Annotated in this window: 28 protein-coding genes and 1 pseudogene; 14 read left to right on the top strand and 15 right to left on the bottom strand. The window is 62.1% G+C overall.

The genetic code is table 11. From position 1 onward, the window contains the following. Positions 1 to 38: 38 nt before the first annotated feature. The 5 genes from JM946_RS19605 to JM946_RS19585 all read right to left on the bottom strand — a co-directional run bounded on the left by JM946_RS19605 (position 39) and on the right by JM946_RS19585 (position 5,120). Positions 39 to 1,418, bottom strand: coding sequence for a sigma-54-dependent transcriptional regulator (locus JM946_RS19605; RefSeq protein WP_203169055.1), 1,380 nt, complete (start codon positions 1,416 to 1,418; stop codon positions 39 to 41). Then, on the bottom strand, positions 1,411 to 2,532 hold the full coding sequence (locus JM946_RS30555) for a sensor histidine kinase (protein WP_203169054.1): 1,122 nt from the start codon (positions 2,530 to 2,532) through the stop codon (positions 1,411 to 1,413). The genes JM946_RS19605 and JM946_RS30555 overlap by 8 nt, the downstream gene beginning before the upstream one ends. Next, on the bottom strand, positions 2,529 to 3,158 hold the full coding sequence (locus JM946_RS19595) for a hypothetical protein (RefSeq protein WP_203169053.1): 630 nt from the start codon (positions 3,156 to 3,158) through the stop codon (positions 2,529 to 2,531). The genes JM946_RS30555 and JM946_RS19595 overlap by 4 nt, the downstream gene beginning before the upstream one ends. Then, positions 3,158 to 4,369: a BamA/TamA family outer membrane protein gene (locus tag JM946_RS19590; protein ID WP_203169052.1), complete on the bottom strand. Its 1,212-nt coding sequence runs from the start codon at positions 4,367 to 4,369 to the stop codon at positions 3,158 to 3,160. Before JM946_RS19590 ends, JM946_RS19595 begins: the two co-directional genes overlap by 1 nt. Before the next feature lie 139 nt (positions 4,370 to 4,508). Then, positions 4,509 to 5,120 carry an outer membrane beta-barrel protein gene (locus JM946_RS19585; RefSeq protein WP_203169051.1) on the bottom strand — a complete coding sequence of 204 codons (612 nt, stop codon included), beginning with the start codon at positions 5,118 to 5,120 and terminating at the stop codon, positions 4,509 to 4,511. 254 nt (positions 5,121 to 5,374) lie between these two features. On the opposite strand from JM946_RS19585, the gene JM946_RS19580 reads away from it, so the two are divergent. Beyond that, positions 5,375 to 5,899, top strand: a complete 525-nt coding sequence (locus tag JM946_RS19580; protein WP_203169050.1) for a hypothetical protein — start codon at positions 5,375 to 5,377, stop codon at positions 5,897 to 5,899. 76 nt (positions 5,900 to 5,975) lie between these two features. Here the strand turns inward: JM946_RS19580 and JM946_RS19575 are convergent, their stop codons facing one another. Both JM946_RS19575 and JM946_RS31770 read right to left on the bottom strand, forming a co-directional pair. Continuing rightward, a complete protein-coding gene (locus tag JM946_RS19575; protein WP_230979828.1) occupies positions 5,976 to 6,596 on the bottom strand; it encodes an IclR family transcriptional regulator domain-containing protein in 621 nt (206 codons plus the stop codon). A 6-nt stretch (positions 6,597 to 6,602) separates the two neighbouring features. Further along, positions 6,603 to 6,746: pseudogene (locus JM946_RS31770) on the bottom strand (helix-turn-helix domain-containing protein); the annotation flags it as partial. Positions 6,747 to 6,940: 194 nt separating this feature from the next. Between JM946_RS31770 and JM946_RS19570 the strand changes: the two are divergent. From JM946_RS19570 to JM946_RS19545, 6 genes are all read left to right on the top strand, one after another. Next, positions 6,941 to 7,747 carry a citryl-CoA lyase gene (locus JM946_RS19570; RefSeq protein WP_203169048.1) on the top strand — a complete coding sequence of 269 codons (807 nt, stop codon included), beginning with the start codon at positions 6,941 to 6,943 and terminating at the stop codon, positions 7,745 to 7,747. Positions 7,748 to 7,756: 9 nt separating this feature from the next. Further along, on the top strand, positions 7,757 to 8,923 hold the full coding sequence (locus JM946_RS19565) for a CaiB/BaiF CoA transferase family protein (protein ID WP_203169047.1): 1,167 nt from the start codon (positions 7,757 to 7,759) through the stop codon (positions 8,921 to 8,923). A gap of 14 nt (positions 8,924 to 8,937) precedes the next feature. After that, positions 8,938 to 11,157: a TonB-dependent receptor gene (locus JM946_RS19560; RefSeq protein ID WP_203169046.1), complete on the top strand. Its 2,220-nt coding sequence runs from the start codon at positions 8,938 to 8,940 to the stop codon at positions 11,155 to 11,157. A gap of 25 nt (positions 11,158 to 11,182) precedes the next feature. Then, complete coding sequence (locus tag JM946_RS19555) at positions 11,183 to 11,719, top strand: VOC family protein (protein WP_203169045.1); 537 nt, start codon at positions 11,183 to 11,185, stop codon at positions 11,717 to 11,719. Between the two features lie 100 nt (positions 11,720 to 11,819). Further along, positions 11,820 to 12,935 (top strand): cobalamin-independent methionine synthase II family protein, encoded by a 1,116-nt coding sequence (locus tag JM946_RS19550; protein ID WP_218042994.1) that lies wholly within the window; start codon positions 11,820 to 11,822, stop codon positions 12,933 to 12,935. Positions 12,936 to 13,003: 68 nt separating this feature from the next. Beyond that, the gene (locus JM946_RS19545) at positions 13,004 to 13,756 is read left to right on the top strand and encodes an alpha/beta fold hydrolase (RefSeq protein WP_203169043.1); all 753 of its coding nucleotides are present in this window, start codon (positions 13,004 to 13,006) and stop codon (positions 13,754 to 13,756) included. A 152-nt stretch (positions 13,757 to 13,908) separates the two neighbouring features. On the opposite strand, the gene JM946_RS19540 is transcribed toward JM946_RS19545, so the two are convergent. Both JM946_RS19540 and JM946_RS19535 read right to left on the bottom strand, forming a co-directional pair. Then, a complete protein-coding gene (locus tag JM946_RS19540) occupies positions 13,909 to 14,748 on the bottom strand; it encodes a hypothetical protein (RefSeq protein WP_203169042.1) in 840 nt (279 codons plus the stop codon). Between the two features lie 174 nt (positions 14,749 to 14,922). After that, positions 14,923 to 15,573, bottom strand: coding sequence for a DsbA family oxidoreductase (locus JM946_RS19535; protein ID WP_203169041.1), 651 nt, complete (start codon positions 15,571 to 15,573; stop codon positions 14,923 to 14,925). A 121-nt stretch (positions 15,574 to 15,694) separates the two neighbouring features. On the opposite strand from JM946_RS19535, the gene JM946_RS19530 reads away from it, so the two are divergent. Both JM946_RS19530 and gorA read left to right on the top strand, forming a co-directional pair. Continuing rightward, positions 15,695 to 15,949 carry a YheU family protein gene (locus JM946_RS19530; RefSeq protein ID WP_203169040.1) on the top strand — a complete coding sequence of 85 codons (255 nt, stop codon included), beginning with the start codon at positions 15,695 to 15,697 and terminating at the stop codon, positions 15,947 to 15,949. Positions 15,950 to 15,995: 46 nt separating this feature from the next. Continuing rightward, positions 15,996 to 17,339 carry a glutathione-disulfide reductase gene (gene gorA / locus JM946_RS19525; RefSeq protein WP_203169039.1) on the top strand — a complete coding sequence of 448 codons (1,344 nt, stop codon included), beginning with the start codon at positions 15,996 to 15,998 and terminating at the stop codon, positions 17,337 to 17,339. Positions 17,340 to 17,358: 19 nt separating this feature from the next. Here the strand turns inward: gorA and JM946_RS19520 are convergent, their stop codons facing one another. From JM946_RS19520 to JM946_RS19510, 3 genes are all read right to left on the bottom strand, one after another. After that, entirely contained in the window at positions 17,359 to 18,516 is a 1,158-nt protein-coding gene (locus JM946_RS19520) for an aminotransferase class V-fold PLP-dependent enzyme (RefSeq protein WP_203169038.1), read from the bottom strand. Positions 18,517 to 18,536: 20 nt separating this feature from the next. Continuing rightward, complete coding sequence (locus tag JM946_RS19515; RefSeq protein WP_203169037.1) at positions 18,537 to 19,913, bottom strand: PhoPQ-activated pathogenicity-related family protein; 1,377 nt, start codon at positions 19,911 to 19,913, stop codon at positions 18,537 to 18,539. Positions 19,914 to 20,027: 114 nt separating this feature from the next. Next, positions 20,028 to 20,822, bottom strand: a complete 795-nt coding sequence (locus JM946_RS19510) for a 2-keto-4-pentenoate hydratase (RefSeq protein ID WP_203169036.1) — start codon at positions 20,820 to 20,822, stop codon at positions 20,028 to 20,030. 112 nt (positions 20,823 to 20,934) lie between these two features. Between JM946_RS19510 and JM946_RS19505 the strand changes: the two genes are divergently transcribed. Together JM946_RS19505 and JM946_RS19500 are read left to right on the top strand one after the other, a co-directional pair. Continuing rightward, positions 20,935 to 21,255, top strand: coding sequence for a DUF1330 domain-containing protein (locus tag JM946_RS19505; RefSeq protein WP_203169035.1), 321 nt, complete (start codon positions 20,935 to 20,937; stop codon positions 21,253 to 21,255). 19 nt (positions 21,256 to 21,274) lie between these two features. Continuing rightward, positions 21,275 to 22,012, top strand: coding sequence for an SDR family oxidoreductase (locus tag JM946_RS19500; protein ID WP_203169034.1), 738 nt, complete (start codon positions 21,275 to 21,277; stop codon positions 22,010 to 22,012). Here JM946_RS19500 and JM946_RS19495 read toward each other — a convergent pair. Next, positions 22,009 to 22,926 carry a cyclase family protein gene (locus tag JM946_RS19495; RefSeq protein WP_203169033.1) on the bottom strand — a complete coding sequence of 306 codons (918 nt, stop codon included), beginning with the start codon at positions 22,924 to 22,926 and terminating at the stop codon, positions 22,009 to 22,011. The genes JM946_RS19500 and JM946_RS19495 overlap by 4 nt on opposite strands. A 138-nt stretch (positions 22,927 to 23,064) precedes the next feature. After that, complete coding sequence (locus JM946_RS19490; protein ID WP_203169032.1) at positions 23,065 to 23,706, bottom strand: DUF1326 domain-containing protein; 642 nt, start codon at positions 23,704 to 23,706, stop codon at positions 23,065 to 23,067. A gap of 104 nt (positions 23,707 to 23,810) precedes the next feature. Here JM946_RS19490 and JM946_RS19485 point away from each other — a divergent pair, with 104 nt between their 5' ends. The 3 genes from JM946_RS19485 (at position 23,811) to JM946_RS31765 (ending at position 25,248) form a co-directional block, all read left to right on the top strand. Then, a complete protein-coding gene (locus JM946_RS19485) occupies positions 23,811 to 24,575 on the top strand; it encodes a DUF2182 domain-containing protein (RefSeq protein ID WP_203169031.1) in 765 nt (254 codons plus the stop codon). Positions 24,576 to 24,736: 161 nt separating this feature from the next. After that, positions 24,737 to 25,093, top strand: coding sequence for an HIT family protein (locus tag JM946_RS19480; protein ID WP_203169240.1), 357 nt, complete (start codon positions 24,737 to 24,739; stop codon positions 25,091 to 25,093). Then, complete coding sequence (locus tag JM946_RS31765) at positions 25,018 to 25,248, top strand: hypothetical protein (RefSeq protein ID WP_203169030.1); 231 nt, start codon at positions 25,018 to 25,020, stop codon at positions 25,246 to 25,248. Before JM946_RS19480 ends, JM946_RS31765 begins: the two co-directional genes overlap by 76 nt. An 82-nt stretch (positions 25,249 to 25,330) precedes the next feature. On the opposite strand, the gene JM946_RS19470 is transcribed toward JM946_RS31765, so the two are convergent. Continuing rightward, positions 25,331 to 25,984 (bottom strand): hypothetical protein, encoded by a 654-nt coding sequence (locus JM946_RS19470; protein WP_203169029.1) that lies wholly within the window; start codon positions 25,982 to 25,984, stop codon positions 25,331 to 25,333. Between the last annotated feature and the right edge of the window lie 6 nt (positions 25,985 to 25,990).

Below are 25,990 nucleotides of genomic sequence, written 5' to 3'. Positions count from 1 at the left end.
TCGCTCGCCGCTGTGTGACAAATTCAAGCCTTCCGCTCTTAGCCGCCGAAATAATCCTTCTTCGAAATGCCGAGGGCGGACATGCGGCGGTGAAGATAAGGGCGGCGGACGTGGAGATCGAGGGCGGTGCGGCTGATGTTGCCAGCGTGTTGTTTCAGGGTGGCGAGAATCAAGTCTCGCTCGGCCTGGTCGCGGCAGTCCTTGAGGCTGGACTGGCCCATGGGTTTGGCGTCGGCGGGGTCGTCGACGGCGAGCACTTCCTCGGGAAGATCGAGGACAGTAATGCGATCTCCGCTCATGATGAGCACGCGCTCGAGCAGGTTCTGCAGCTCGCGAACGTTGCCGGGCCAGGAGTACTGCTCGAGCTCGTGCATCGCCTCGGCGTCCACTTCCTTGGCGCGCAGATTATGCTTCGCGCACAATCTGGACACGATGAAGTTCACGAGCAGCGGGATGTCCCGGCGGCGCTCCCGTAAGCTGGGCACGCGCAAGGGAACGACGTTGAGTCGGTAGTATAGATCCTCGCGAAACGTGCCATCAGCGACGCACCGCTTCAAATCTTTATGCGTCGCCGAAATCACTCGCACGTCGACGCGCAACGTCCGCTCCGCCCCGAGCTTCTGAATCTCACCATGCTGCAAGGCTCGCAAGATCTTTGCCTGGGCGCCAAGAGGCAGGTCGGCAACCTCATCCAGAAATAGCACGCCGCGATGCGCGGTCTCGAACATGCCGCGCCTGGGGGCGTGGGCGCCAGTGAAGGCCCCGCGCTCATGACCGAACAACTCGCTTTCGATGAGATTCTCCGGGATCGCCGAGCAGTTCACCTTCACCATCGGAGCATCCCGGCGGGAGGAGTTCGCATGGATCATGTTGGCGACCAACTCCTTGCCTGTGCCACTCTCGCCAGTGATCAGCACGCTCGCCTGCGTGTCCGCTACTTTCAATGCATCGGCAATCAGGCGCTGTATGAGCGGCGAGTCGCCGACAATCTCACCCATACCCTCGCGTTCTTGCATGGCGCGCAGTCGCTGCTGAAGCGACGCATGTTCGAGACATCGTCTCGCGACCACACTGATCTTCTCCGCGCTGAACGGCTTCTCCAGAAAGTCGAAGCCGCCAACCTTCATGGCCTGCGCCGCTTCAGCGAGCGTGGCGTGGCCGGAGATGAAGATGGTCGGTACGGCGCTGCCTTCCGACTGCAGTTTGCGAAAGAAGGCCAGTCCATCGATCTCGCCGAGGCGAATGTCGAGCACCATCAAATCGACCACGCGCTCGTCGAGAACGCGAGCTGCGCTGGCTACGTCATGGGCCGCGATGACGTGCATGCCCTCCTGCTCGAGCGCGATCTGAATGGCGTGACGAATGTTCTTTTCATCGTCCAGCACCAGAACCGTCGGTTGCGCGGCAAGCTCAGCCATGAGGCACTCCCGGCAGGCCGATCACGAATGCAGGCGAACCCTGCTGAAGCCGATATCGGATATCGCCGCCATGATCGATCACGATCTTGCGAACGATCGCGAGCCCCAGCCCCATGTTGTCCTTGCCTCGCGTGCCCGAAACGTATGGATCGAACAGGCGGGGCACCAGATCCTCGGGCACCGGCGCGCCGTCGTTGCCCACTGAGACTTCAACGCCTTGATCGGTTCGTACCAGGCGAACCAGGAACCGCACCTCACGACCCGGGTTTGCCTCGACCCCGTTGCGAACCAGATTCGTCAATACCTGTCGAAACAGCGTCGGATCGACGTCGGCCTGCACACTCGTGGCGGACTCCGGCTCATAGCCGATCTTCGCCGTGGGAAACATCGAGCCGACAGCCCGCAACTGCGCGGCCAAGATCGCCGAGAGATCGACGCGCTCAAGTTTCACCTCGGGCAGGCGAGCGAAATCCGAGAAGTGATCCACGGTCCGCTTCAGGTGTTGCAACTCCTCTCCGATCATGGCCTGAGTCTGGGCGAGTCGCGCTGAGAATTCTTGCATGGAGAGTTGCGCATGCGCCTTGCGCAGCGAGCTCACCAGTACTTCGATCGGGGTGAGCGGGTTTTTGATCTCATGTGCAAGCATCTTCGCCAGTTCCTGCCAGGCGGAGATCTCCTGCAGATAACGCACCTTCTCGCGCTGCTTCAATAGCTCATCGAACGTCTGTGTGTAGGCGCGAGCGATGCGCCGGCTCAGCATGGCGGCAACCAGCAACGAGAAGGCCAATGCAGCCATCAGGCCCAGCGCGAAGTAGATGCGCAAAGATTCGAGCACGCCGTGGCGAACCAGCGCAGGGTGCTCGTACACGTGCCGAAGCTGCTCGATCCGTTCGAACTGCTCGCGGTACTCCGCCTGTCGTTCCGCATCGAGCTTGCGCAAGGTCAGCAAATTGTGCGAGCTGTCTTCCAGTACGCGAGTGATATGGGGATTGAACCCCAGGTTCAGGCTCGTCTGCAGGCTGCGATCCAGGAAGTACAGCGCCGCCATCATCGGCAGTACGCTGATCACCAGCACCGTCAGGAACAGCAGCAGCTTGATGTTTCGATCGCTCACCTTGCGCTCACAGTGAACGGCGCGGAGGCCGCTTGTTCACGCCACTGCGCCGCCATTCCCTGATCGGCCGCATAATATTCGAAGATCCGGTTGAATACGGAGTTCGACCCGGACTCCGAAGCCGCGCTGGGCGCGCCCTCCAGCGGCACGTAGCGGCTGTTTTCCTTCACCCATTCGCGAATCTGTTCCATGCGTTCACGCTCGATCGGATTGAGCAGCACTTCCGCCCGTAGCGTCAGCGTTGCCGGCGTCGTGGGCCGTTCGAACAGCGGCATCAGGCGCAGATCGATCAGCCAGGCCCAGGCTTCGTCGACGGTTCGTAACTCCGGCGCCGTTCGGACGACGCCGTTGACGGTGAGCTGCGTGCCGAAACGTTCATCCCACAGATCGTACTTGAGTGCAATTTCGACATTCGCGGTGGCGAGCGTCTGCGTTCCTTCGAGCAAGGTGACGCGTAGCAGAACCCGGTTGGTCAAGCCGCTGCGAAGGTCCTTGCGGAGCGAGTCGGGTAGCGCGAGGCCGCGAAGGCGTGCGCCAATGTGACGATCGTGTATTACAGGTGAGATGTCCGCCGCCTGCGCGAGTGCGCTCAGCAACAGCAGGCCGATCAAGCACAGCGCGCGCATCAGTCTGCGCCCTCGGCAGTGTGCAGGAAGGACCCGATGACATACAGATCGACCATGCCGAAGGAGCGCGTTTGCAGACGGACGCCTGCCTTGGCTCCGTATTCTTTTTGTCGCCGGTTTTGCAGGTCGTGCCCTTGTGGGCTGTATCCGGCTTCGACATACCACCGGCCGCGGCGAATCTCGCCATTCGCACTGGCGCCGATCGGTCGTGAGAAGCCACCGACGAACTCGAAGTGCTCCTGAATGAACTGGCGGGTCTCCGTGCTCGGTGCGTCCGCCACCTGGATGACCCAGGAGGTGCCGTTCGCGGTCGTCCACGTCTTTCGAATGCCGCCATCGGTGGATGTGCCGACGTTTCCTTCGACGAACACCCTCGAGGAGTGCACCACCGCGCGCGATCCGCGAGTAGGGAAGTACGGGTCGTCCTCGGAATTCCAGCCGTACGCGATGCTGAACACATGGCTGTCGAACGACTCGCTCGACCGTTCTACGCTGCCGTCGAGCAATCGGCTGGTGACGTCGATCTGTGCGTACGAGTTGTAACGGTAGCCGAACGTCAGGAAGGAAAAGTCGAACAGGCGGCGACCCACCGCGACGTCGAAGCCGAGGTTTTCGACTTTCGCCCGCCGGCCGTTGATCGACTCGGAATCGACGTAACCGCCGGACATCCCGGCGATCAGGTACATGCGTTTGTTGTTCAGCCAGTGCGGATCGACATACTGCACGCGCGCGCTGTATTCGCTGCGAACCGTCCCTGCCACCGGCGCGTACGCGAACGCGTACGCGTCGAGCAGCTTGCCGGTGCCGAACAGATTCTGATTGGTGAGTCGGCCGACGAGCAGCTGACTGACGCTGTCGAAACGTATCGACGTGCCGGCGATCCATTCGCGCGCGTAAGGATCGGCTTCGACAACTTCGACGACGACGCGAACGTGGCCGCGCGCGACGCCTCGCTCGAGATAGATGTCGACGGATGAGAAGCTCGGCAGCGACGATAGACGCAGGCGTGCGTTGCTGAGCTCTAGCTCGTCGACGGCGTCGCCAGGCGAAAGATAGATGTGCCCCAGGATGAAATCGCAGGACGTCGCTTCGTTGCCGCGGCAGGTCAGCTCATCGATGGTCAGCGCGTCGTCGCCCGCTGGGGATTGCGCCAGTGCAGCCAACGGCAGCAAGAACAGAATGAACAGGAGCCAGCGGGGCCGGAAGTTCATGGTGCGTCGGCGGGGCGGCCTTCCAAAATGATTGGCACCTGTGCGCGGCGTTATTGTTGTCCGGCGCATGTAAGGTCGTATTGTGCACGCAAGCCATGCGCGACGGGAGTGTCCATCTTCGTGGACACTCCGCGCCGGCTCAGAATCGCCAGAGCACGCCGGCCGAGCCGTTCAAGTAGTTGGACTGTCCCGTGTCGTGCTCGCCCACGTCGTCGAGATAGGTCAGGTCCAGATAGACCTGCAGCGGCTCCGCCACGGTGAAGCGCACGCCGGCACCATAGAGCGGATCTTCCGTATCGTCGGTAATGCGCCCGGCGAACGGCACGGAGTCGGTCGAGCCGGAGAACCGTAGCTCCGTACTGGAGAACATCACACCGGCTTTGACGTACGGCTCCCAGCGACCGATTGGAAACGTGCCCACCAATGCGAACGTCGCGCCGTCCGCAGCGAAACCGGCGCGAGCGCGAGCATCGGTGCTGCCTGTGGGATCCGTGAGATTTCCGGACTCGAGCTCGCCTAGATCCAGATAGCCAAGCTCCAGCGCGATGTTCTTGTTGAAGCGATAGCCCACGCCCACCGTCCAACTCCAAACGTCATTGTCGGTCTGCCCTCTCAAGGCGCCCAGGCTGGCATTGTCCGGCGCGTCGACCCGGCCCAGGCCCGCGCTGAGATAGGGACCGGATTCGTCGGCGTTCACGTTGCAGGTCAGCGCCAGGGTCATCCAGGCAGCGCAAGCACGGATCCTTTTCATCTGCGTCTCCTTCGATCGCGAGAAAGCTCTCGCGAAGGCAGACGTAGCAAGCGACATTCCAGCCGGGCGACGCCGGTTCACGTTGGAATATTTTCTTGGAAAACAAGGCCCGAAGGATTGTTCGCACTCCGAGCGGGTGTCCACGGCCGGGGACGAATGTGCTTTTTTGCTGGCGGCTGTAACTTGGGGGCGGCAGGTGTGTCCTGGTCTGCAGGGGAGTTCTGAGCCCGGATTGCGCAAAGGAGAAACAGCCCATGAAGATGCACGTCGTGCCCGGTTTCGCGGCGGTGATGTTGGCCTCGCTCGCCGTCAGCGCCTGCAGCGCGGACGAAAGGGGAACCCATTCGCTCGGCCTTGAAGTGAAGGTGACCGACCAGGCCGAGGTCGCCGACGTCGGGCTGCCGGAATATCCAGGCGCGACACCTTACAAGGAACCCGGCGAAACCAGCTCCGGCGCCAACATCGGCCTGTCCGCCGGCTCATTCGGTTTCAAAGTCGCCGCGCTGGAACTGTCGTCCTCGGACCGCCCGGAACAAGTCGCCGCCTTCTATCGCAAGGCGCTTGCCAAGTATGGCCCCGTCCTCGACTGCTCGACAGGCTCGCCCAGATCGAAACGCACCGGCGTCCTGACCTGCGACGCCGACGATCCCAACTCCCACGAGATCGTCTACAAAGCCGGCACCGACGACAACCAACGCATCGTCGCCATCGATCCCCTTGGCAACGGCACCCGCATCAGCCTCGTGCATGTAGACACTCGCGGCGCTTCGAAACGTTGAGTTCGATCAGCGCCTCGCTAGACCCGAGTGCTTCTCGAGGGCGCACGCGTTCAACCGCGGCGCACGCATCGCGAGATCAAGTCTGCGCGCTGAGCGACAAGCCCGGCACTCGCTGCAGTTCGCGGGAGATCTGCGAGCTGATGGTTTGCAGCAGCGGCACCCGCTCCTTGGCAAGCCGCGCGCGCGTGGTCTTCTTCGAATGACTGGAGCTGTTGAGCGCAGCGACGACGCGACGGGTTTTGTCGAAAACGGGCACGGCGACAGCGACGACGCCGTAGGCGAGTTCGTCTTCGACGGAGGAATAGCCGACGCGTCGGCACTCTTCGATCAACGCGCGTAACCGAGCCTTGTCGGTGACGGTGCGCTCGGTCAGCGCCGTGATCTCTGCCTGCTCGAAATATCGGTCGAGGCGTTCCGGCGACAGCCCGGCAAGCAGCACGCGGCCCAGCGAGGTGGGATAGGCGGGGAGGCGGCTGCCGACATGCGCCTCCAGTCGCATCAACGTACGCACCGACGCCCGGGCGACGTAGACGATGTGAGCGCCGTCCAGCACCGTCAACGCTGCGGAGTCGCCGGTCTGACTGGCGAGATCTTCCAGATAGGTTCGGGTAAGCATCTCGATGTTCATCGAGTCGAGATAGGCGGCGCCCAGTTCGAGCACCTTGGGGCGCAGCAGGAAGTTGCGGCCCGATTGCATGACGTAGCCCTGTTCAGAAAGCGTCAGCAAGCAGCGCCGAGCGGTAGCGGCTGGCAAGCCGGCTCGGCCCGCGATTTCGGAGAGCGTCAGAGAAGGCGAATCGTGGGAAAAGGCGCGGATGACCTCCAAACCTTTTGCGAGGCCACCCATGGCTTCGCGACGCGCTGAGTTTCCCGCGGCGACATCACTGGATTTCTTCATGGCCACAGCCCTTTTCGATAAGCGAAAAACGGCGGCAATCGCGATTGACAGCCCTCGAGGGGCGGATCCAGCATGATTCGTATGACGAATGTTTATTCGATATCCGAAAAGTTGTCCAGCGGCGTTGCTAAGGGCGCGCGGACATGAAGATCGGCGCGCAGGCCAATCGGGCTTCGGCGATCTCCACGTCGAACGCGGAGACGATCCTCGTGCGGGGTCGCGACCTGTGCGAGGAACTGATCGGGCGCATCTCTTTCACCGACCATGTCTGGTTGCTCGTGACCGGCGACTTGCCGAACGAAGCGCAAAGGCGCGTGCTCGACGCGGTGCTGGTGGCGATCGCCGAACACGGCCTGGTACCCAGCGTGCAGGTCGGCCGCATGACACTTGCCGCCGCGCCGGAGGCGTTACAAGGCGCTGTGGCGGCGGGCTTGTTGGGTTGTGGCTCGGTCATTCTCGGGGCCGCTGAGGAGGCCGGCCGTTTGTTGCATGAGGTGATTGCACGAGCAGCAGCGACTTCGATGCGAGATGCCGCGAGCGAAATCATCCGCGACTACCAAGAGAGCCGTCGAGCCATTCCCGGTTACGGCCATCCACTGCACAAGGACTACGACCCTCGCGCGCGACGACTCCTGGAAGTTGCAAGGCAAGCGGGCACGAGTGGTCGGCATATCGAAGCTGCCAGCATCATCGACGACCTGTTGCCGGAGATCACGGGCAAGCCACTCGCCATGAATGTATCCGGCGCAATCGCGTGCACGCTGCTCGATGCGGGCTATCCATTGCTGGCGCTCAAAGGAGCGCCCTTGCTCGCGCGCACCGCCAGCCTCATCGCACATCTGTTGGAAGAGCGCTCGCGTCCGATCGGCTTCGTGCTGTCGCATGCGGGCGCGCTGGCCGTCGAGTACGACGGGCCGAAGCCCGAAGGGTTCGTGGGGAGCGATCGATAGAGGGGCATCATGCAATCCGTCCTCTCCGGTATCCGCATCGTCGAGCAGGGCACGTTCATTACCGGCCCGTGCGCCGGCATGATGCTGGCGGATCTCGGCGCGGATGTGATCAAGGTCGAAAGCCCCACGGGCGATCCCTATCGGAGCTATCAGGGCGGACAGTTCTCGCCGCATTTCCAGGCATACAACAGAAACAAGCGAAGCATCGCTCTCGATCTGCATCAACCGGCGGATCGCGAAGCCTTCGACAGCCTCATCAGCAATGCGGATGTTTATATCCAGAACTTCCGCCCTGGTACCGCCGAACGCCTGGGCGCCGGCGCGCCGCGCTTGCACGAGTTGAATCCACGTCTGGTGTATTGCTCGATCAGCGGCTTCGGCTCGAGCGGGCCATACGCCGATCGGCCGAGTTACGACTCGGTGGCCCAGGCGCTGAGTGGCTTTCTGAGCGTGGTCGTCGACCACGATCGCCCGCGGTTCCTTGGGCCGGCGCTTGCCGACGCCATCACCGGCATTTACGGCGCATTCGGAATCCTCGGCGCTTTGATCGAGCGCGCGCGCACCGGGCGCGGGCGACATGTCGAAGTCTCCATGCTCGAAGCCATGGCGCATTTCGCAGTGGAGCCATTCGCCGCCTTCTTCGCGCTGAACGAAGTTCCGAAGTCCAGTGATCGGCCGCGTCTCGCGCAGGCGTACATCCTGCGCACGGCGGATGGCGAGCTCATCGCGATTCATCTCTCCTCCATGGAGAAGTTCTGGGAGGGCCTGACGACCGCGCTGGACGGCGAGCGTTTGAGCACTGACGAGCGCTTCCGCACGCGGCAAGGCCGCATCGACAACTACGAAGCGCTCGGTGCGGAGCTCGACGCATTGTTTTCACGTCATCCGCGACAGCACTGGGTAGAAAGGCTCGAGCACAACGATGTGCCGTTCGCGCCCATCAACCGCATCGACCAGGTGATCGACGATGCGCAGGTGCGCCACCTGGGGCTGATCGTGCCGGTCGAAGCGGCGAGCGGCGGCAAATGGGCCGTCCGCCCCGCCGTGCAATTCGATGGCGCCAGGTTCGATCGGGTGATTTCGGCGCCGCTGCTCGATCAGCACGGCGCCTCGATTCGCGAAGCTCTCGCCGCACGCGAGGGCTGGCCTGAAATCTCGGAGGGGTGGACGAGATAGCTGGGGAGCGAACCATGACGACGTACAAGTGGGGGTGGGGGCTGGTACTGGCTGGCGTGTCGGCGGCGTTGTGTCTTCTGCCGTTCGATGCGCCAGCTCAGGACCAGGGACAGTCGCAGAACCTGGCAGGCGACGGCAGTCTCGAAGAAGTGATCGTCACCGCGCGCAAACGCGACGAGGCGGTGCTCGATGTTCCCGTGGCCATCAACGTGTTCACCGCGGCGGACATCGAAGCGGCCGGCATCGAGCGGCCGCAGGACTTCATCGATCTCACGCCCAACATGAGCCTGGTCCAGACTCAGAATCAGGGCACCTCGTTCGTGACGGTGCGCGGCATCTCGCAAGCGCGCAACAGCGAGCCATCGGTGGCCGTGCTGATCGACGGCGTGCTGATGGTCAATCCGTCGCAGTTCAACCAGGAACTGGTGGATATCGAAAGCATCCAGGTGCTGAAGGGGCCGCAGGGCGCACTCTACGGCCGCAATGCCATCGGCGGTGCGATCATTGTGAACACACGGCGGCCCACCGACGAGTTCGAAAGCAGCATCACGGCAGGCTACGAGTCCGGGCCCGGACAGCGGCTGCGCGGCAGTATGAGCGGCCCCATCTCGGACACGCTGAAGTATCGCGTGGCGGCGTCGTATTTCGAAACGGACGGCTACATCGACAATGCCTTCCTGGGCGAGGAAGCCGATCCGTTCCGGGATGTATCCACTCGCGTGCGACTGTTGTGGGAGCCTTCGGATGAGTTCACCGCCGACCTGCGATTGAGCTCGTCACAGGTGGACACGCAGGCGCTGTACTTCAACATCACCGGGAGCGTCAACGATACGAGCCTGCCGGTCCGCGTGAACAACCCGGGCGTGAACGAGCGCGATATGTACGGCGTCTCGTTGAAAATGGACTATGAAACCGGCGTGGGCACGCTCACGTCAGTCACTTCCTATGACACGCTCAAGGAGATCCTCACCGGCGACCAGTTCAACTTCCTGCCGATCGAGGAGTCGGTGTTGTTTCAGTTCTTCCGCTCCGATCAGGCGCAGCATCAGTATCTGGACGTGGCAGCCGTGAGCCAGGAGTTACGCTTCACTTCGCCGGCCGGCAAGCGAGTGCGTTGGATCGCCGGTGTCTACGGCATCACGACCGATCGCTTCATATCCACGGGCAATGTGTTCGATCTGGGCACGGGCATGGTGCCGCAAGTACGGCGACGGCCGTTGCCGCTGTTCAATCCCCAGTTCACGTTTCTGGCGGACGCGCAGGACAACTTCGCCTGGGCAGTGTTCGGCAACGTCGACTTCGATCTCACATCGCGCCTGGAAATGTCCCTGGCCATGCGCTACGACCGCGACGAGCGCGAGAATACGACCGAGACGCCGGCCGAATTCATTCCCGGCCCGCTGGTGGGCATCGCCTTCCCCGGACAGGTGCGCGAGCAGACCTGGGACGAATGGCAGCCGAAAGTCACATTGCGCTACAAGCCGAGCGACAACTCGACGCTGTACGCCGGCTTCAGTCGCGGTTTTCGCAGCGGCGGGTTCAATCAGACGGGCGTAGGTTCCGCAGGCATCGCCGGGGTCGAGGATCTGTTCGACGCCGAGACTGCGGATACTTATGAGCTCGGCGCCAAGGCCGAATTCCTGGACCGTCGGTTGAGCGCCAGTCTCAATCTCTATCACACGCGCGCCGAAGGCTCGTACTTCTTCGTCTTCGATCCCACCACCAGCACCCAGAACCTGGGCAACCTCGAGCGGGTGGATTATCAAGGCGTCGAGTTGGAACTCAAAGCGCTGCTCGCAACCGGCTTCGAAGCGTATCTCGGGCTCGGCTATACCGATAGCGAGATCAAAGACTCCAGTCGCGCACCGACCGATGTGGGCAACCAGGCGCCATTGGTCTCCGAGTACAGCGCCAATCTCGGGCTGCAGTATCGACGCCCGCTCGGCGAGGCGCTAAGCATGTTCGTGCGCACCGACCTCGAGGCCATCGGCCCCACCTGGTTCTATCCGGACAATTTCACCGAGCGCGATCCGGTGGAGCTGGTGAATATGAGGCTGGGGCTCGAGGGCGGCGCGTGGAGCGCCACGGTGTGGGCCAAGAATCTGACCGACGAAGAGTACAACGCCGAATGGTCGCCCGGTCCGCAGTTCTTCCCAAACCCAGGTTACACCAACAACTTCGTGTTCAAGGCCCTGCCGCGACGCTGGGGCGTGGACCTGACCTACCGTTTTTGAATGCATGGGGCTACAGGAGCACATCATGGCCACTGTTCAGAAGCTGCCGACACGATTGCATCACACCGCGTACGTGTCCAGGAATCTGGAAGCGACACGCCAGTTCTACGAAGACATCATCGGCCTGCCGCTGCAGGCGACGTGGTGCGAGTCCGATGAGCTGTTCGGCGCCGAGCGCACCTACTGTCATTTGTTCTTCGGTATCGGCGACGGCGGCGCGCTCGCGTTCTTTCAGTTCGCGCGTCCCGAGGACCAGGAGATGTTCGGGCCGAAAATGCCGGAGACGCCGTTTCATCACGTGGCCTTGAAAGTCGACGCGGACGTGCAGAAGGGCATCGAGCAGCGTCTACGCGCCGCCGGGTATACCGAGCCGAAGATGTTCGTGCTGGACCACGGCTACTGCCGCTCGCTGTATGCCGTCGACCCGGACGGCATGATCGTGGAGTTCACCGTCGATCATCCAGACGTGGAGAAGATCAACGCCACGCGTCGTGCCGACGCTCACTCCGAGCTCAAGCGGTGGCTCGCTGGCGATCATCGATCCAACAACATGTATCGATGAAGTGACTGATGACTACTGATCATTGACTAGTCAGAGGACGTATTTGTACGCGGAGGCGAGAGAATTGGAAACCGGTCGCGACAGGATCCTGGTAACGCTCGTGGGCAGTCTGCCTCGGTCGCAGGCCGTCACGGATGTGTTGTTTGCGCGCGAGCGTGGCGAATCGCTCGATGAAGCCGCCGCTCATGCAACCATCGCAGACGCCGTGAAGGACGCCGTTCGCCGGCAGGTGGCAAGTGGCGTGGATGTGGTCAGCGACGGTGAGATGAGCAAGATCAGCTATGCCACTTACATAAAGAACCGGCTGACGGGATTCGCCGGCGATACGCCGCGTGAGCCTGGCCAGGACCTGGTCGAGTTTCCACGCATCCTGAAACGGCTGGCGGACACGGGCGCCACGGCGAAGTACACGAGGCCTCGTTGTGTTGCTGAGATTCGAGTCAACGACCTGCAGCCGGCGCAGACCGACGTCGACAATCTCAAGGCGGCGCTCGCAGACTCGACTGCCTTGGAGGGCTTCCTCAACGCCGCTTCTCCGGGCGTGATCGCGCTGTTCCAGCCGAACGATTACTACAGCACGCAGGACGCGTATGTCGAAGCGGTGGCAGAGGCGATGCGCGCCGAATACGAGTTGATCACCCGCGCCGGGTTGCTGGTGCAGATCGATGCTCCAGATCTGGCCATGGGGCGCCACACCATGTATCGACACGATACAGTGAACGACTTTTTGAACAGCGCCGCGCGCCACATCGAAGTGTTGAACCATGCTCTGCGCAACGTTCCTGCCGAGCGAGCGCGCATGCACGTGTGCTGGGGCAACTACGAAGGCCCGCATCACCACGACGTGCCGCTGGAGCAGTTGTTGCCGGTCGTGGTCAAGGCCAAGGTGCAGGCGCTGCTCATCGAAGGCGCGAATCCACGCCACGAGCATGAGTGGGCGGTGTTTCGGGACGCGCGTTTGCCGGAGGACAAGGTGCTGATCCCCGGCGTCATCAGCACGACCACCAATTACATAGAACATCCGCTACTGGTCGCCGAGCGACTTTGTCGATATGCCGACGTGGTAGGCCGTGACCGTGTGATGGCGGGCACCGACTGTGGGTTCGGAACCTTCGCCGGCTTCGGCCCGGTGGATCCGGACGTCGCCTATCTCAAATTGAAGTCGCTGGCGGAAGGCGCGGCCATCGCCTCCGATCGATTGTGGGGGCGGCGCTGAGCGACGAACGTTTCATCGAGGTCGAAGGAGCAACGCTCCGCGTACGTAGCTCAGGGTCAGGCGCTGCCGTGGTGTTCATCCACGGCTGGGCGCTCGATCTCGATATGTGGCAGCCGCAGCTGCATTTACTTGCATCCTCGTTTCAAGTGATTGCATTCGATCGGCGCGGTTTCGGGCTTTCCTCGGGCAGGCCGGATATCGAGCGGGACGTGGAGGACGTCGCCCGGTTGCTGGATTACCTCGCTATTTCACAGGCTGCGATCGTCGGCATGTCACAGGGCGCACGGGTCGCACTACGTTGCGCGTTGAAGTACCCCCAGCGCGTCGCGTGCCTGGTGCTCGATGGCCCGCCCCCAGATGGATTGTCACTGACGCCGGACATTCAGGAAGTTCCCATCGATGACTATCGGGCGCTGCTCCGGAGCGAAGGCATCGAAGCGTTCCGACGCAGCTGGTCTCAACATCCCTTCATGCGCCTTTATACAACAGCGCTGGGCGCGCGCCTGCTGCTGCAGGAAATTGCCGCTCGATACCCGGCGCAGGATCTGTTGCTGGACGAGCGTCCGCGATCGGCCGCCCCGCTCACAATGCGAGATTTACATTGTATCGATGTATGCACGCTCGTTCTGAGCGGCGAATTCGACACGCAGAGGCGGCGAACCATCGCGCAACGGATGGTCGAGGCTCTGCCCAATGCGTACTTGAGAATCGTTGCCGGCGCTGGGCATCTGGCCGCGCTCGACGAGCCCAGTCTTTACGCAAGGTTGCTGAGCCAATTCTTGCGTTCACAACCTATCTCCAACTTGTCTGGTCGGGGCTAGAGGGCGCTGGACGCATCCGTGCGCTATGAGAACCAGGATGCGATGTGGCGGCGGATACTGGCGGTGTCTTGTTGGCTCGTCCGTTGGAGCGCAGCGAAACCAATGTCCAAGCCAGGTGTCAGTGCTAGCCGACTCGGGCGGCGCCCTGATGATTATTGAGGCGCCGGCTCGGCGGGTTGCGCTGACGATTCTTCGGGCTCGGGCGCGCTTTCGTTTTTCTTCTCGGGATCCGGCATCGGTTTCAACTTGCCGGTAGGCAGCAAGGACTCGACGGTGATCTGCGGCGGGATGCGCGAAGCGCCGCCGTTGCAATTGAAGCTTCTACGCACCACTTTTACGTTGAGCCGGCGGAACACCTGCTGACTCATCTGTTCGAGCAGGTCGCAATCTTCGCCCTGCAGCCGTATCGAACGATGTGACAACGTCACTTCCTGTCGCTGTGCTTCGAACAGGATGGGATCGTTGAAGGCGGCGGCCGCATTGCCGGTGACGCGTGACACCAGCTCGCGACGTGACTTGTCCTTGTCCAGCTCCTCCAGCACCTTCGGTGTCACCTCGACGGGAAACATCGCCTGGATGTGGATGCTGGTCGATTGCTCGCGCCCTCGATTCGGTTGGCGCATGCGTGAGGAACTGCCCCATCGATCAGACTGGTCGAAGCGGTCGCGGCCGAAGGTGGGATCGATGGACAGCTCTTCTTCGGGCATGAAGCTGAAGTTACAGCTGCGCGCGTTGACTTTGACGTCGTCTCGCGCGCCCACGCCGATCAAGATCAGCGCGACCCGCTGCTCCAGCTCGGGACATGTATAGAGCCGGCTGGTGCCGCGATACTGGAATGAAAACTCGTGCGCTTTGTAGACGGCGGTGATTGGCTCGTTCGCTCCAGCTTCGGCGCCGAGCGCCGCGCCGCTGGCCGCAAGTAGAGTCAAAGCCAATCCCGTGCAGCAGCTGTTCCAGGCTGCATTGATCTTGGATAACGGCGAAGCGGTCATGGATCCCCAGCCCCCGCTGCATGCCATCGACGGCAGTGGCATTCAGTCTAGGCCGGTGCGAGCGCAACGTCGAGCCGTATCCGCGGCCCGCACACCGTCCCACCCGGGCCACGGTGTAGTCCGGTGCGCACGCGGAGTCCTTCCGCTCAGATCGACGACCGGATCATTCAGCTGTCATTTAGGTTCGGCCGCGATTTTGCGCAGGGCCTGCTCGAATACTTCCACGGGCTGGCCGCCCTGGATCAGATACTTGTCGTTGACGATCACCGAAGGCACGGCCCGAATGCCGAGCTGGCCATAGCGCTGCTCGATCTGCCGGACCTCGTCGGTAAATTGGCCGGATTCCAGCACCTGGCGCGCGCCGTCGGGGTCCAGGCCAACCTGGCGAGCGACGTCGATCAGCACCTCGCGATCGCTCGGGTCGCGACCGTCGGTGAAATAGGCGGAGAACAAGGCTTGTTTCAACTGGAGCTGGCGACCTTCCGATTCCGCCCAGTGCAGCAGCCGATGCGCGTCGAAAGTGTTGTAGATGCGCGAGCGCTTTTCCATGTTGAAGGTGAAGCCGAGCGCCGCGCCCCGGTCGCGAATGCCTTCGCGATTGCGCTGCATGTCCTCGGGCGTCGAACCGTATTTCTCGGCGATGTGCTCGGCCAGATCCTGTCCCTCGGGGCCCATTTGCGGATTGAGCTCGAAAGGTTGGAAATGGATCTCCGCCGTGGTGGCGTCGGAGGCGCGCTCGAGCGCCTGCTCCAGGGATTTGAGGCCGATCACGCACCAGGGGCAGGACACGTCGGACACGAAGTCGATTTTGAGATGAGCAGTCATGGCGCGACGGTAGCAGCCATTGACCTCGCATGGAAGGCTGGGCGCGCCGCGCAGAGATCTCTCGAATCAATATACAATGCGCTCGGAAGCGACCTGACACCGCCCGTCCCCGAGCTTGCCGATGTATCCCGAGGAAGAAGATCAAACCCCCGTTCCGGTACCGCATACCGAGTTGTCTGCGGAGGCGCTGCGTGGTGTCATTGAAGCGTTCGTGCTCAGGGAGGGGACGGAGTATGGCGAGCGCGAGTTCACGCTCGAAGAAAAGCGCACGCACGTCCTCCATCAGCTGGAGCGCGGCGAGGCGCACATCATGTTCGACCCGGTGACGAGCTCGGTCGATATCGTGGTGACGCGCAAGTTGGGCTCGCGTTCGTAGTAGACTCGCGGCCTTCGGGACCTGTCCCGCATCGACTTTTTTGCTCATGGCCAGCCAGCGAGACTACGACCTCTTTGTCATCGGCGCCGGTTCGGGTGGCGTTCGCGCGGCGCGCGTAGCTGCCGCACACGGCGCCAAAGTTGCAATCGCCGAGGAATATCGCATCGGCGGCACCTGCGTGATCCGCGGATGCGTGCCGAAGAAGCTGCTCGTGTATGGCGCGCACTTCGCCGAAGACCTCGAAGACGCACGTCGTTTCGGCTGGCACGTGCAGGACGCGAAGTTCGACTGGCCCACGCTACGTGACAACGTGCTTTCCGAGGTGACGCGGCTGAGCGGGCTGTACAACCAGACGCTGGACAATCACAAGGTGAAAGTTTTCAACCAGCGCGCGGTCATCACTGGAGCCCATAGCGTTCGCGTCGGCGATCGCCAAATCACCTCGGATGTCATCCTGATCGCCACCGGTGCGCGGCCGCATGTGCCCGAGGCTCCGGGGTGCGAGTACGGCATCACTTCCAACGACGCGTTTCATTTGGAACAGCTGCCACGGCGCATGCTGATCGCCGGCGGCGGCTATATCGCCAACGAGTTCGCAGGCGTGTTCAACGAGCTCGGGGTCAAGGTCACGCTCGTCAACCGTTCGGACGTGATCTTGCGTGGTTACGATGCGCAGATTCGCGATCGGCTGCTGCAGATCTCGATGATCAAAGGCATCCAGTTCCTGTTCAATTCGCCTATCGAAAGAGTCGTGAAAGAGCCGAACGGCGCACTCACCGTGCACATGCCGAGCGGTGCCGTCGAGTGCGACGCGTTGATGTTCGCCACCGGACGGGTGCCGAACACCGAAGGGCTGGGGCTCGAAAGCGCGGGCGTGGAGACCGACGAAAACGGTGCGGTTCGCGTCGATGACGAAAGCCGCTCGACGTGCCCGTCCATCTACGCCGTTGGCGATGTCACCAATCGCGTGCAGCTCACGCCGGTCGCGATCCGTGAAGGGCAGGCGTTCGCGGATACGGTCTTCGGCAAGAAGCCCACCAAGGTGGACTACGACTGCATTCCTTCCGCGGTGTTCAGTCATCCGCCGCTCGCGGGCGTAGGGCTCACCGAAGGCGATGCTCGTAACAAGTATGGCGCGGTCAAGGTCTTCACCGCGGACTTCCGCCCGATGAAGAACGTGCTCGCCGCACGCAATGAGCGCGCTCTATATAAGATCGTCGTGGACGCCGCCAGCGAGCGGATCGTCGGCGCGCACATGATCGGCCCGGACGCGCCGGAGATCCTCCAGGTGCTTGCGGTGGCGGTGAAGGCCGGGCTCCGCAAGTCGCAGCTGGACGAAGTGGTCGCGATTCATCCGACAATGGCGGAAGAGCTGGTACTGTTTAAGTAACGTCGCTCTTCGCGCGGACTTATCGCAGGATCTCGCCCAGCGCCGTCACCAGGCGATCCATGTCACTGGCGGTGCTGTGCAAGTGCGGGGCGACACGAATGCTGCTGCCGCGGGCCGCGACGTAAATGTCGCGATCCGCCAGTTGCGTGACGAGATTCTCGGGCAGACCATTCTTCGCTCTGAGTCCGATCAGGTGGCCCATGCGATTCGAGGCATCAACGCAGGTGAGGCCCAGCGGCTTGGCGCGGGCGGCGAGCTCGGTGGTCCACTCGCCGAGCTGTTGCTGTATGCGCGATGGCGTCCATTGTTGGATTTGTTCTAGCGCGGCAAGCGCCATCGCAGATAGATACAACTGCGCCGCCTCGCCCTGACTGAAGCGAGCGGCGCCGGCTTTGTATGCTTCGGTGTAGCTGACCAGCCCAACGAAACTTTCGCTGCCTTCCCGATGCAGCCACGATTCTTCCAGCGGCACGCCTTGCGAGTGCCAGCGTTCGGCGACATACATGTAGCCGAGCGCGTAAGGGCCGAGCAACCATTTGTAACCGACCGTGACGAGGAAGTCGGGCTGAATCTCCTGCACATCGAATGGGTACGCGCCTAGCGATTGGCTCGCGTCGACGACCAATGCGGCGTCGTTCGCTCGGGCAGCGGCGCCAACGCGACGCAAGTCGACGAATGTGCCATCGGTCCAATGGCAGTTCTGAGTGGCGACCACGGCCGTGCGCCGATCGATGAGAGAGATGATGGCGTCGGTGATGGTGCCGCCGGGAGGCGGGAGCACCACTCGCAGCTCAGCGCCGCGTTGGCGCGCCAAGCGTCGCCAGCTGTAGAAATTGGATGGATATTCCTGATCGACGACCACGATATTGTCGCCGTCTTTCACTGGTACATTGAGCGCCGCCACCGCGATTCCATAACTCACCGCCGGCACCAGCGCGATACTCGACGCGGGCGCATTGATGATTCGGCCGAACGCGCTGCGAAGTTGCTCCGACCCGCCGAACCAATCCGAATTGTCGACTTTCCACGGCGTCCCCATGCGCACCAGCGAGGCTTGGCCGGCGGCGGTGACGGCCTTGAGGCGCGGGCACAGACTGGCGCAATTCAAATAGGTGATGTGGTCAGGGATCTCGAACGCTGCACGTTGCTCGGGCGCCCCGGCTTGGGTCTGCGTCATTGAGTCACTCTGCTGGATTCTCAGCACTCTACGGGTTCGGCGCCTTTCGGACCGGCGATGCACACCGTCGTGGTGGTCGAGAAATTGGGATTGCCATCATCGCGGAAAGAGGTTTCCCCGAACGCGGCAGTGTAGCCCTGTTCGCGGCGCTCCACCGAGCAAACATATCCGTCGTTCGATCTCGAGCACTTGCGGGCTGCCCAACGAGCTTCGCGGAAGTCGCGGGTGGAGCTATAGGCGCTCCAGACGAGCACGTTCTGGGCGGGACGGTCGGGTTTGAGCTGGATGGTGACCGAGTTCTTTTTCGATGCAAACGCCCATTCAGTGCGCGGCAATGGTTTGCCGGCCGCGGCGTAGCGATGGACCGCGCTCAAGCCGCCGATAACGCGATCGGCGTCTTGCAGCCCGTGACCTTGATTGGGCACGTACATCACGTGTTTGGGATTGGGCAACCCGGGCCAGTAGAATTTCAGCGCGTCCAGCGGCCAGTAACGATCGTTCGTGCTCAGCAGAATCAGTTTGGGCTGCGTGAGCCGCTCGCGATAGCTGAAAGGATCGACCATGGACAACAGCGCTTCGCCGCGCGGTGTTTTCAATCGGCTTTGCAGATCCAGCGAAGAGTAATCTGCGATCTCCTCGGAGAATTCTCCCCAGGTCGCGCGCTGGTGATCCATCTGCGCCGGAATGTTCAATACGTCGATCACCATGGGCGCCACCGCCATCACGCGTTGATCGATCGCGGCCGTGAGCCATGCGGTCCAGCCGCGCTTTGAAGCGCCGGACACGGTGAACGACTCGGGCGACGCGGCCCATCGCTTGCGTACGATGTCCTGCACGGCGTCCATGGCGCGCGTGGCGCTCTTGACCATGGGGAGCAGCAACGGCCAATCGGCTTCGCCGGTCTGCAGATACTGATCGAAGGTGTAAGCGATCAGCGCATCTTCTCTGCGATCGAAGATCGGCTGGAAGGGGACTTGCCTCAGCACGGCCACCGGCGCGCGAATGGACTCGGCCAGTTGCGCGAACAAGAGCGCTTCTCTCGGCAGTTGCTGCGCCTTGCGCTCGCCTTCGTATTCAGGCTTCCAGCGGCCGCCATGAATGAACAACAGCGCATGCCGCGAATCGCCGGCCATGTTCCCCGGGCGCAGCACGAACAATTGATGTTTCCAGGGGATGCCTCGCCAGATCTGCGAGGTCATCAGATATTCGACGTACTCGGTCGCGCCGATGCGGCCCGAGCTCATCTCGCGCCACTCCAGACTGGGATCGGGTGTCGCTACGTAAGCGGCCAGCCGGTCGGAGAGTATCGGTTCACTTTCGCTCGACCAGGCGCGCGGCGCTATCGCGCAGAGAAGCGCCAAACAAACCATGACGCTGCGAATTGTCCGCTGAATCATGACCGGCGGCCTGGTGGCGGCTCGAACCCGAGTCAGGCGCAAGCATCTTAGCGCAGTCGAGTGGCTGCGAGAACAGCGATTATTGGCCCAGGCGTCCCGTCACCAATTGCGGCACTAGGCGATCTCTACAGTCACCGGCGGCAGACTGCCAAGTTCGAATGAATAGGTCTCCCCGACCACGGCGAATTTGGTCGGAATGATGGAGCCGGTCAGGATCCATTGGCCGGGACGCAGTTCCTCGTCATTGGCGCGAGCGAATTGCGCGACCCAGGCCAGCACGGACAAGGGGCCGCTCATCACGTCGCTGCTGGATCCGGTGGCTACGGGCTCGCCGTTGACGAGGAGCCGGCCTTGCAGGTTGCACAGGTCACCGAAATCGGCGGGTGACATTGCTTCGCCGAGTACGGCGCCCCGGTTCCAACTGTTTTCGGCCGCGATGGAGCTTGCTTCCAGATGCGAGTAGTCGGCGTCGCGATCGTCGATCACTTCGAACGCGGCGGCGATAGCGTCGATGCAGCCGATGAGATCTGCAACGTCGTTGCTCGCGGTGAGTGCCGGCACAGGCTTGCCGACGCGCAAGGCCAGTTCGCTTTCGATGCCGAGCCGATGGAAGTCCGATTTGCGCAGCGTTGCGCCGCTCGCACGAACGCCGCTCTTCAGAATGCGACCCGCGATCGGCTCTTTCACGCCGCAGAAGGCCTGCATCTTCGCTGTGGTCAGGCCCACCTTGTAACCGGCAATGCTGTCGCTGCCGGAACGAAGCGCGCGCGCCAGGATCTCGGCTTGCATCGAGTACGCCTCATCCAGCGTGATGGGGCGATCGTCGATGCGATAAAGCTGAAATGCCGTGCGAGCGGCGATGTGGATTTCGAGTCGATCGACGCTGGAACGAATCTGGTCGCCGTGCACTGTGCACCACGGGCTGGGGAAGGATGCTGCGAATCTAACACAGGGTCTTTGGGAAAAATTCGCCCTCTCGTGGCAGTAAACTCCAGCGCTGGAGTGCGGCGAGGAGAATGCGATGGCGGCCTACATGATATGCACGATGCGGATCCACGATCCCGAGACATTTCGGAAATACTCCGATCACACGCCCAAGACGCTGCAGAAATACGGCGGCCGCTTTCTGACACGGGGTGACCCGGTGACTACGGCGGAAGGGGAGACGTTCGAGGATCGGATGGTGATTCTGGAGTTCCCCGACCGGACGGCAGCCGAAGCCTGGTACAACGACGCGGAGTATCAGAGGTTGTCGCAGTACCGGCGCGCGGCAAGCACGCGCTGCCGGATGATTCTTCAGGAAGGCCGGCCCGATCATACAGCGCCGGACCCGCGGGTCTGATTCAGAGGAGAGGTCGGTCGTGGATCTGAAAATTGCAGGTCGTCACGCGCTGGTGTTCGGCGCATCCAAAGGACTCGGCAGAGCGGTGGCGCAAGAGCTAATTGCGGAGGGGGCGCGGGTCGTCATCGTTTCTCGCGACCCTGCGCGCATCGCTGCGACCGCCTCCGAGATTGGCGCAATCGGAATCGCCGGTGACGTTGCTTCGCCTGGCAGTTGCGGAACACTCATCGAACAGGCGACCAAAGCGCTAGGTGCGCCCGTGGACATTCTGGTCACCAATACCGGTGGTCCGCCGGCCGGTCCGTTCGAGCGAATGTCGTCGGCCGACTGGCAGAAGGGCTTCGATAACTTATGGATCAGCACTGTGGAGAGCGTGCGGGCTGTGTTGCCCCACATGCGACAGCAGCAGTGGGGTCGAATCCTCGCGATCACGTCGATCGCCGCGCGCGAGCCGCAACCAGGGCTGGTGATCTCCAATAGCCTGCGTGCCGGATTGCTCGGGCTGATCAATTCGCTGAGTCGCGATATCGCCAAAGACGGCATCACCATCAACGCGCTGCTGCCGGGTTACACCGCGACCGATCGAGTGAAAGAACTGGGCCTGGACGATGCGACCATGGGACCGAAGATTCCGGCCGGCCGCATGGGGCGACCGGAGGAGTTCGCCGCACTCGCGGCGTTTTTGGCCTCCGATCGGGCCTCTTACATCACCGGCCAGGCCATCGCCGTGGATGGAGGGTTCCTGAATTCGATCTAGTCGGCCAGCGTCGCGAAGGCCCGCACGGGGAATGTTCCCATGCCGCGAACTTTGGGTGGGACTGCCGTGAAGGTCGCGCCCGTCGCAGGCACCAGCTCCAGGCCACGCATGTGTTCGATGATGGGTATGCCTGCTTGAAGCAGGGTGGTGTGCACAGGCCGATGTCCGGCGCCTGTGTCGTCGATGTTGTAAGAGTCGATGCCGACGAGTTTCGCGCCCTCGCGCTTCAGATACTCGGCGGCGCCCGCGGTCAGAAAAGGATGATTCTCGAAGTAGCGATCAGTGCGCCAATGACGCGACCACCCGGTGTGAACGAGCACCGCTTTGTCACGCACGTCGATGGCGCCGAACGCCTCGGCTGGAACCTGGCGGCTCGACATGCCCTCGGCATGCACCACCACGGCGTCCAATCCCACCAGCGACTTCAACTTCAGGTCGGCGATGTCCGCGCCGTCGGCGAAGCGGTGGAAAGGACTGTCGATATAGGTGCCCGTGTTGCTCACCATGGTGATCTTGCCGATCTGGAATTCGGTCCCGGGAGCGTAGAGCGCGCGCGATTGTTCACGGCTGAGGTGATCGCAGATGAGCGGCGCCGGCAAGCCCTTGTAGGTCACCATGCCGTCCTCGATCGTGTGGCTCAGATCGATCAACCTGGGCCCGCTCGTCTTGTCGGAATCCACCGCCGCCGCGCGTGAGCGCTTGTGAGGTTCGACGATGATGGACTTGTTCAAGATACGTACGCGCCCGACCATCAGCAGCCGCATGTCTTTGACGATGTACTGGGCCAGCGCCTGATCGTCGATGTCTTCTCCTGCGATGTCGAGTCGAAAACCCTGACCCTGGATGCCGCCGCCATTCAAGAACTCGACTTCGAAATCGAATTGCACCCGCTTTTCCTGACCCGCCGAACTCATCGATCGTCCTCTGTTGCTACAATGCGCATGGCCGAATCTGTCGGCGCGATGTTCAGCGCAGTATCCGCGAGCCGCTGCGTCGGCGCTATCGAAAAGAATTGAAGCGTGCTTAACTTGCGGTGAACCCTGCGGCCGGTCTCAGTCCGGGCCGCTCCACTCGAAGGCGATGAGCTTGCTGGACTTGCCAGTGCGGTCCCATTTGAAACCGAACGCGTCCGCACGATCGGACGTCGCGCGCCCCCACGTGGCGACGCCGCCTGGACCGGTTTCGGCGCCTGGCAGGTTGTAGACCTTCGTTACCTTACCGTCGCTGGTGGGCCCCATGAGTGCATTGGCCGCGGCCAGAATATTGTGGGCCGGAATCTCGGCTCTCCAGGTTGAAAGGTCCGGCGCGATCTCCACGTGGATGGACGCGAATGCGAAGCCCATGTGCTGGCCCTCGACCAATTCGCCGAAACGTTTCGGCCAGCCGCCCGCCTGACCGCCGAAAACGCTCTGTAGCGCCGCGCGCTGAGTTGCGTCGGCGCGCTCGTCCATGAAAATCGCGTCTTTGAAATCGCTGGCTTGCTCCCAGACGTTGCCGCGAAACGACCCGACCATCGCGACGTTCAGACCGTCGAGGTCGCAGTCGCCGTAGTGACCTTGCTGAATGTGCCAGATGAGAATGCCTTCGCAGAAGCCGTCGTCCGGCGGCTGAGCCCAGGAGCATGGGCATGGAATGGCGCAGCGGCACACGTCGAACCATTGACCCTTGAGGGTCCACTTCTGAACGTCGGCCATGGTAACCCCCTCTCTGCACGGCAGTGGACGTTACGATAAAGTGACATTACGCGCGCGGCCGGCTGAAATCAAAGGGCTCAGATACACGCTGTCGGGAGCGGCACATGCCAACGCCTCCGTATCTGCGAGACAAGGTTCTAGTGATCGTCGGGCTCGCCGGCGTGGTGGCCTGCGCGTGGGCATACCTCATTCCCGCATCGCTCGACATGTACGGCCGCATGGATGGCGTCGCCGCCTGGATGATGGAAACGACGTGGGATGCGCACTACGTTCTTCTCATCTTTCTGATGTGGGCGGTGATGATGATCGCCATGATGCTGCCGAGCGCGCTGCCCACCATTCTCATCTTCCATCGCGCCGCTCGGAATGATTCAAACATTCGCTCGCCCGCTCGGCGCATTGTTGCGTTCGTGGCTGGATATATGCTCGCTTGGTTCGGTTTCAGCGCGGGCGCTACGCTGCTGCAGTGGGGACTTGCCGAGGCCGCGCTGCTGTCTCCCATGATGGTGAGCGCCAGTCCCTGGCTCGGCGGCGCGCTGTTGATCGTCGCCGGCATCTATCAGTGGACGCCCATCAAATACGCCTGCCTTCGCCAGTGCCGCTCTCCCATTTCCTTTCTCATGGAACACTGGCGCCCCGGCATGCCTCGCGCACTGCGACTCGGCTTGCGTCACGGTCTCTACTGCGTCGGCTGTTGCTGGGCTCTGATGCTGCTGCTGTTCGTCGGCGGCGTGATGAGCTTGCTATGGATCGGCGCGATTACTTTGTTCGTTCTGCTGGAGAAGCTGGCGCCCGTTGGAGTGCAGGGCGGGCGATTGAGTGGGGTGGCTTTGGTTATTGCTGGAATGTGGGTGATGCTGTCGGTGTAGTGCAGAGGAGTGATCATGAAGGCCAGGCTCTCGATTGCCCTCATCCGCTCCTTCTCGTGTCGGTGCAAGCAGTATGTGGCATGATCCATACAATGCCGACGGACGATTCCGGATTGCTCCTCAGGCAGCAGGGTTTGCCGGTGCCCACGGAGTGACGCCGTATGATCGAGTTGCCACAACAGGATCCTTGTGATATCTGCGAAACGCTGGCAGGTCGAAGCACAGTTCCGATCATCGCGGAGTCCGAGCTGACGGTGACCGTCGTTACTCCGGTGCAATTCGAGGTCGGCCAGTGCTGTGTTGTTACTCGCCGCCACGTCGGCACCTTGCTGGATCTGACTGAACAGGAGGGGGCGGCTGTCATCAAGGCGGCGCGAGAAGTGGCGCAGGCGTTACTGGCGACCTACCAGCCGTCGGCATTCTCACCTTCCAGAACAACGGCGTGTATAGCGGCCAAGAGGTGCCGCACTACCATTTCCACGTCGTGCCAAGGCAGCCTGGCAGCGATTGGGGCATAGGACCTCCCCAGCTCCACAAGTTTCCTGATGCGGGCCGTGCGGCTGGGACGATCCGTCACTCCGCATCCGACGATGAGAGACGACGCCGTGCCAAAGTCGATGCTGAAACGCTCCATAAGACCGCTGCGCAGATTCGAAGAAACATGCCGGCGTAGCGAATGTATGGAAGCTCCCTCGACGATTTGACATTCGGCGTTTCGACGGAAACATCGAATGTTAAATAGCAGCAGAAGTCAACTACATCGCTTCGCCGAGCAGTTGTTCGCGTTCTGTTTGCAAGCGGCGGCGGAGATATTCTTCGCGGGTCAGGCCGCCCGGGATGGTTGCGAGCGACATGACCTCGGCGACGATCTGACCCTCTCGAACCTTGTATAGATCAAACATTGGATCGGAGTGCCCGGACGCTAGAGCGTTGCGTTGTCGGGCGTCTGCTTCGTAGCGTTCCTTGAGTGCGCGGATCTGCGCCAATTGTTGTTGTTCGTCGGCGACGGTGGCTCGAATCAAACCGGCACGAATCAGAAATGTCTCGCCGGCGGACAGACCGCCGGCCTGTTCGATGCGCGACAGTTCCTGTGAGAGATCGTCGGCTCGTTGCCGGGCTTCGTCGGGCGACAATGTTGGAGCCTGAGCGAAAAATTCACGAGCACGCTCGTTGAATCTCGCGCGCTCTCGAACATCAACAGGGCTCGCGTTGTCGCTCGCGTTCGGTGGCGCTTCGGCGGCTGCAGGTGAGGGCGAAGGAGCATCCCGGCGCTCCCGCGCTTCACCGACGCTCTCGCGAGCGTCGGTGGCCTTCGCCTGTTCGGGCGTGGGCTTGCTTACGTGCAGCATCCAGCCGATGGCCACGGCGGCCACCGCAACGGCAAGGAACGTTGTCCATCGAGCTTGCATTGCCCG

Origin of the sequence: Steroidobacter gossypii (genome assembly GCF_016801985.1) — a bacterium.
In the GTDB taxonomy this organism is placed as follows: domain Bacteria; phylum Pseudomonadota; class Gammaproteobacteria; order Steroidobacterales; family Steroidobacteraceae; genus Steroidobacter; species Steroidobacter gossypii.
The sequence above is the reverse complement of the archived record's forward strand: the minus strand, read 5'-3'. Positions and strand labels throughout refer to the sequence as shown.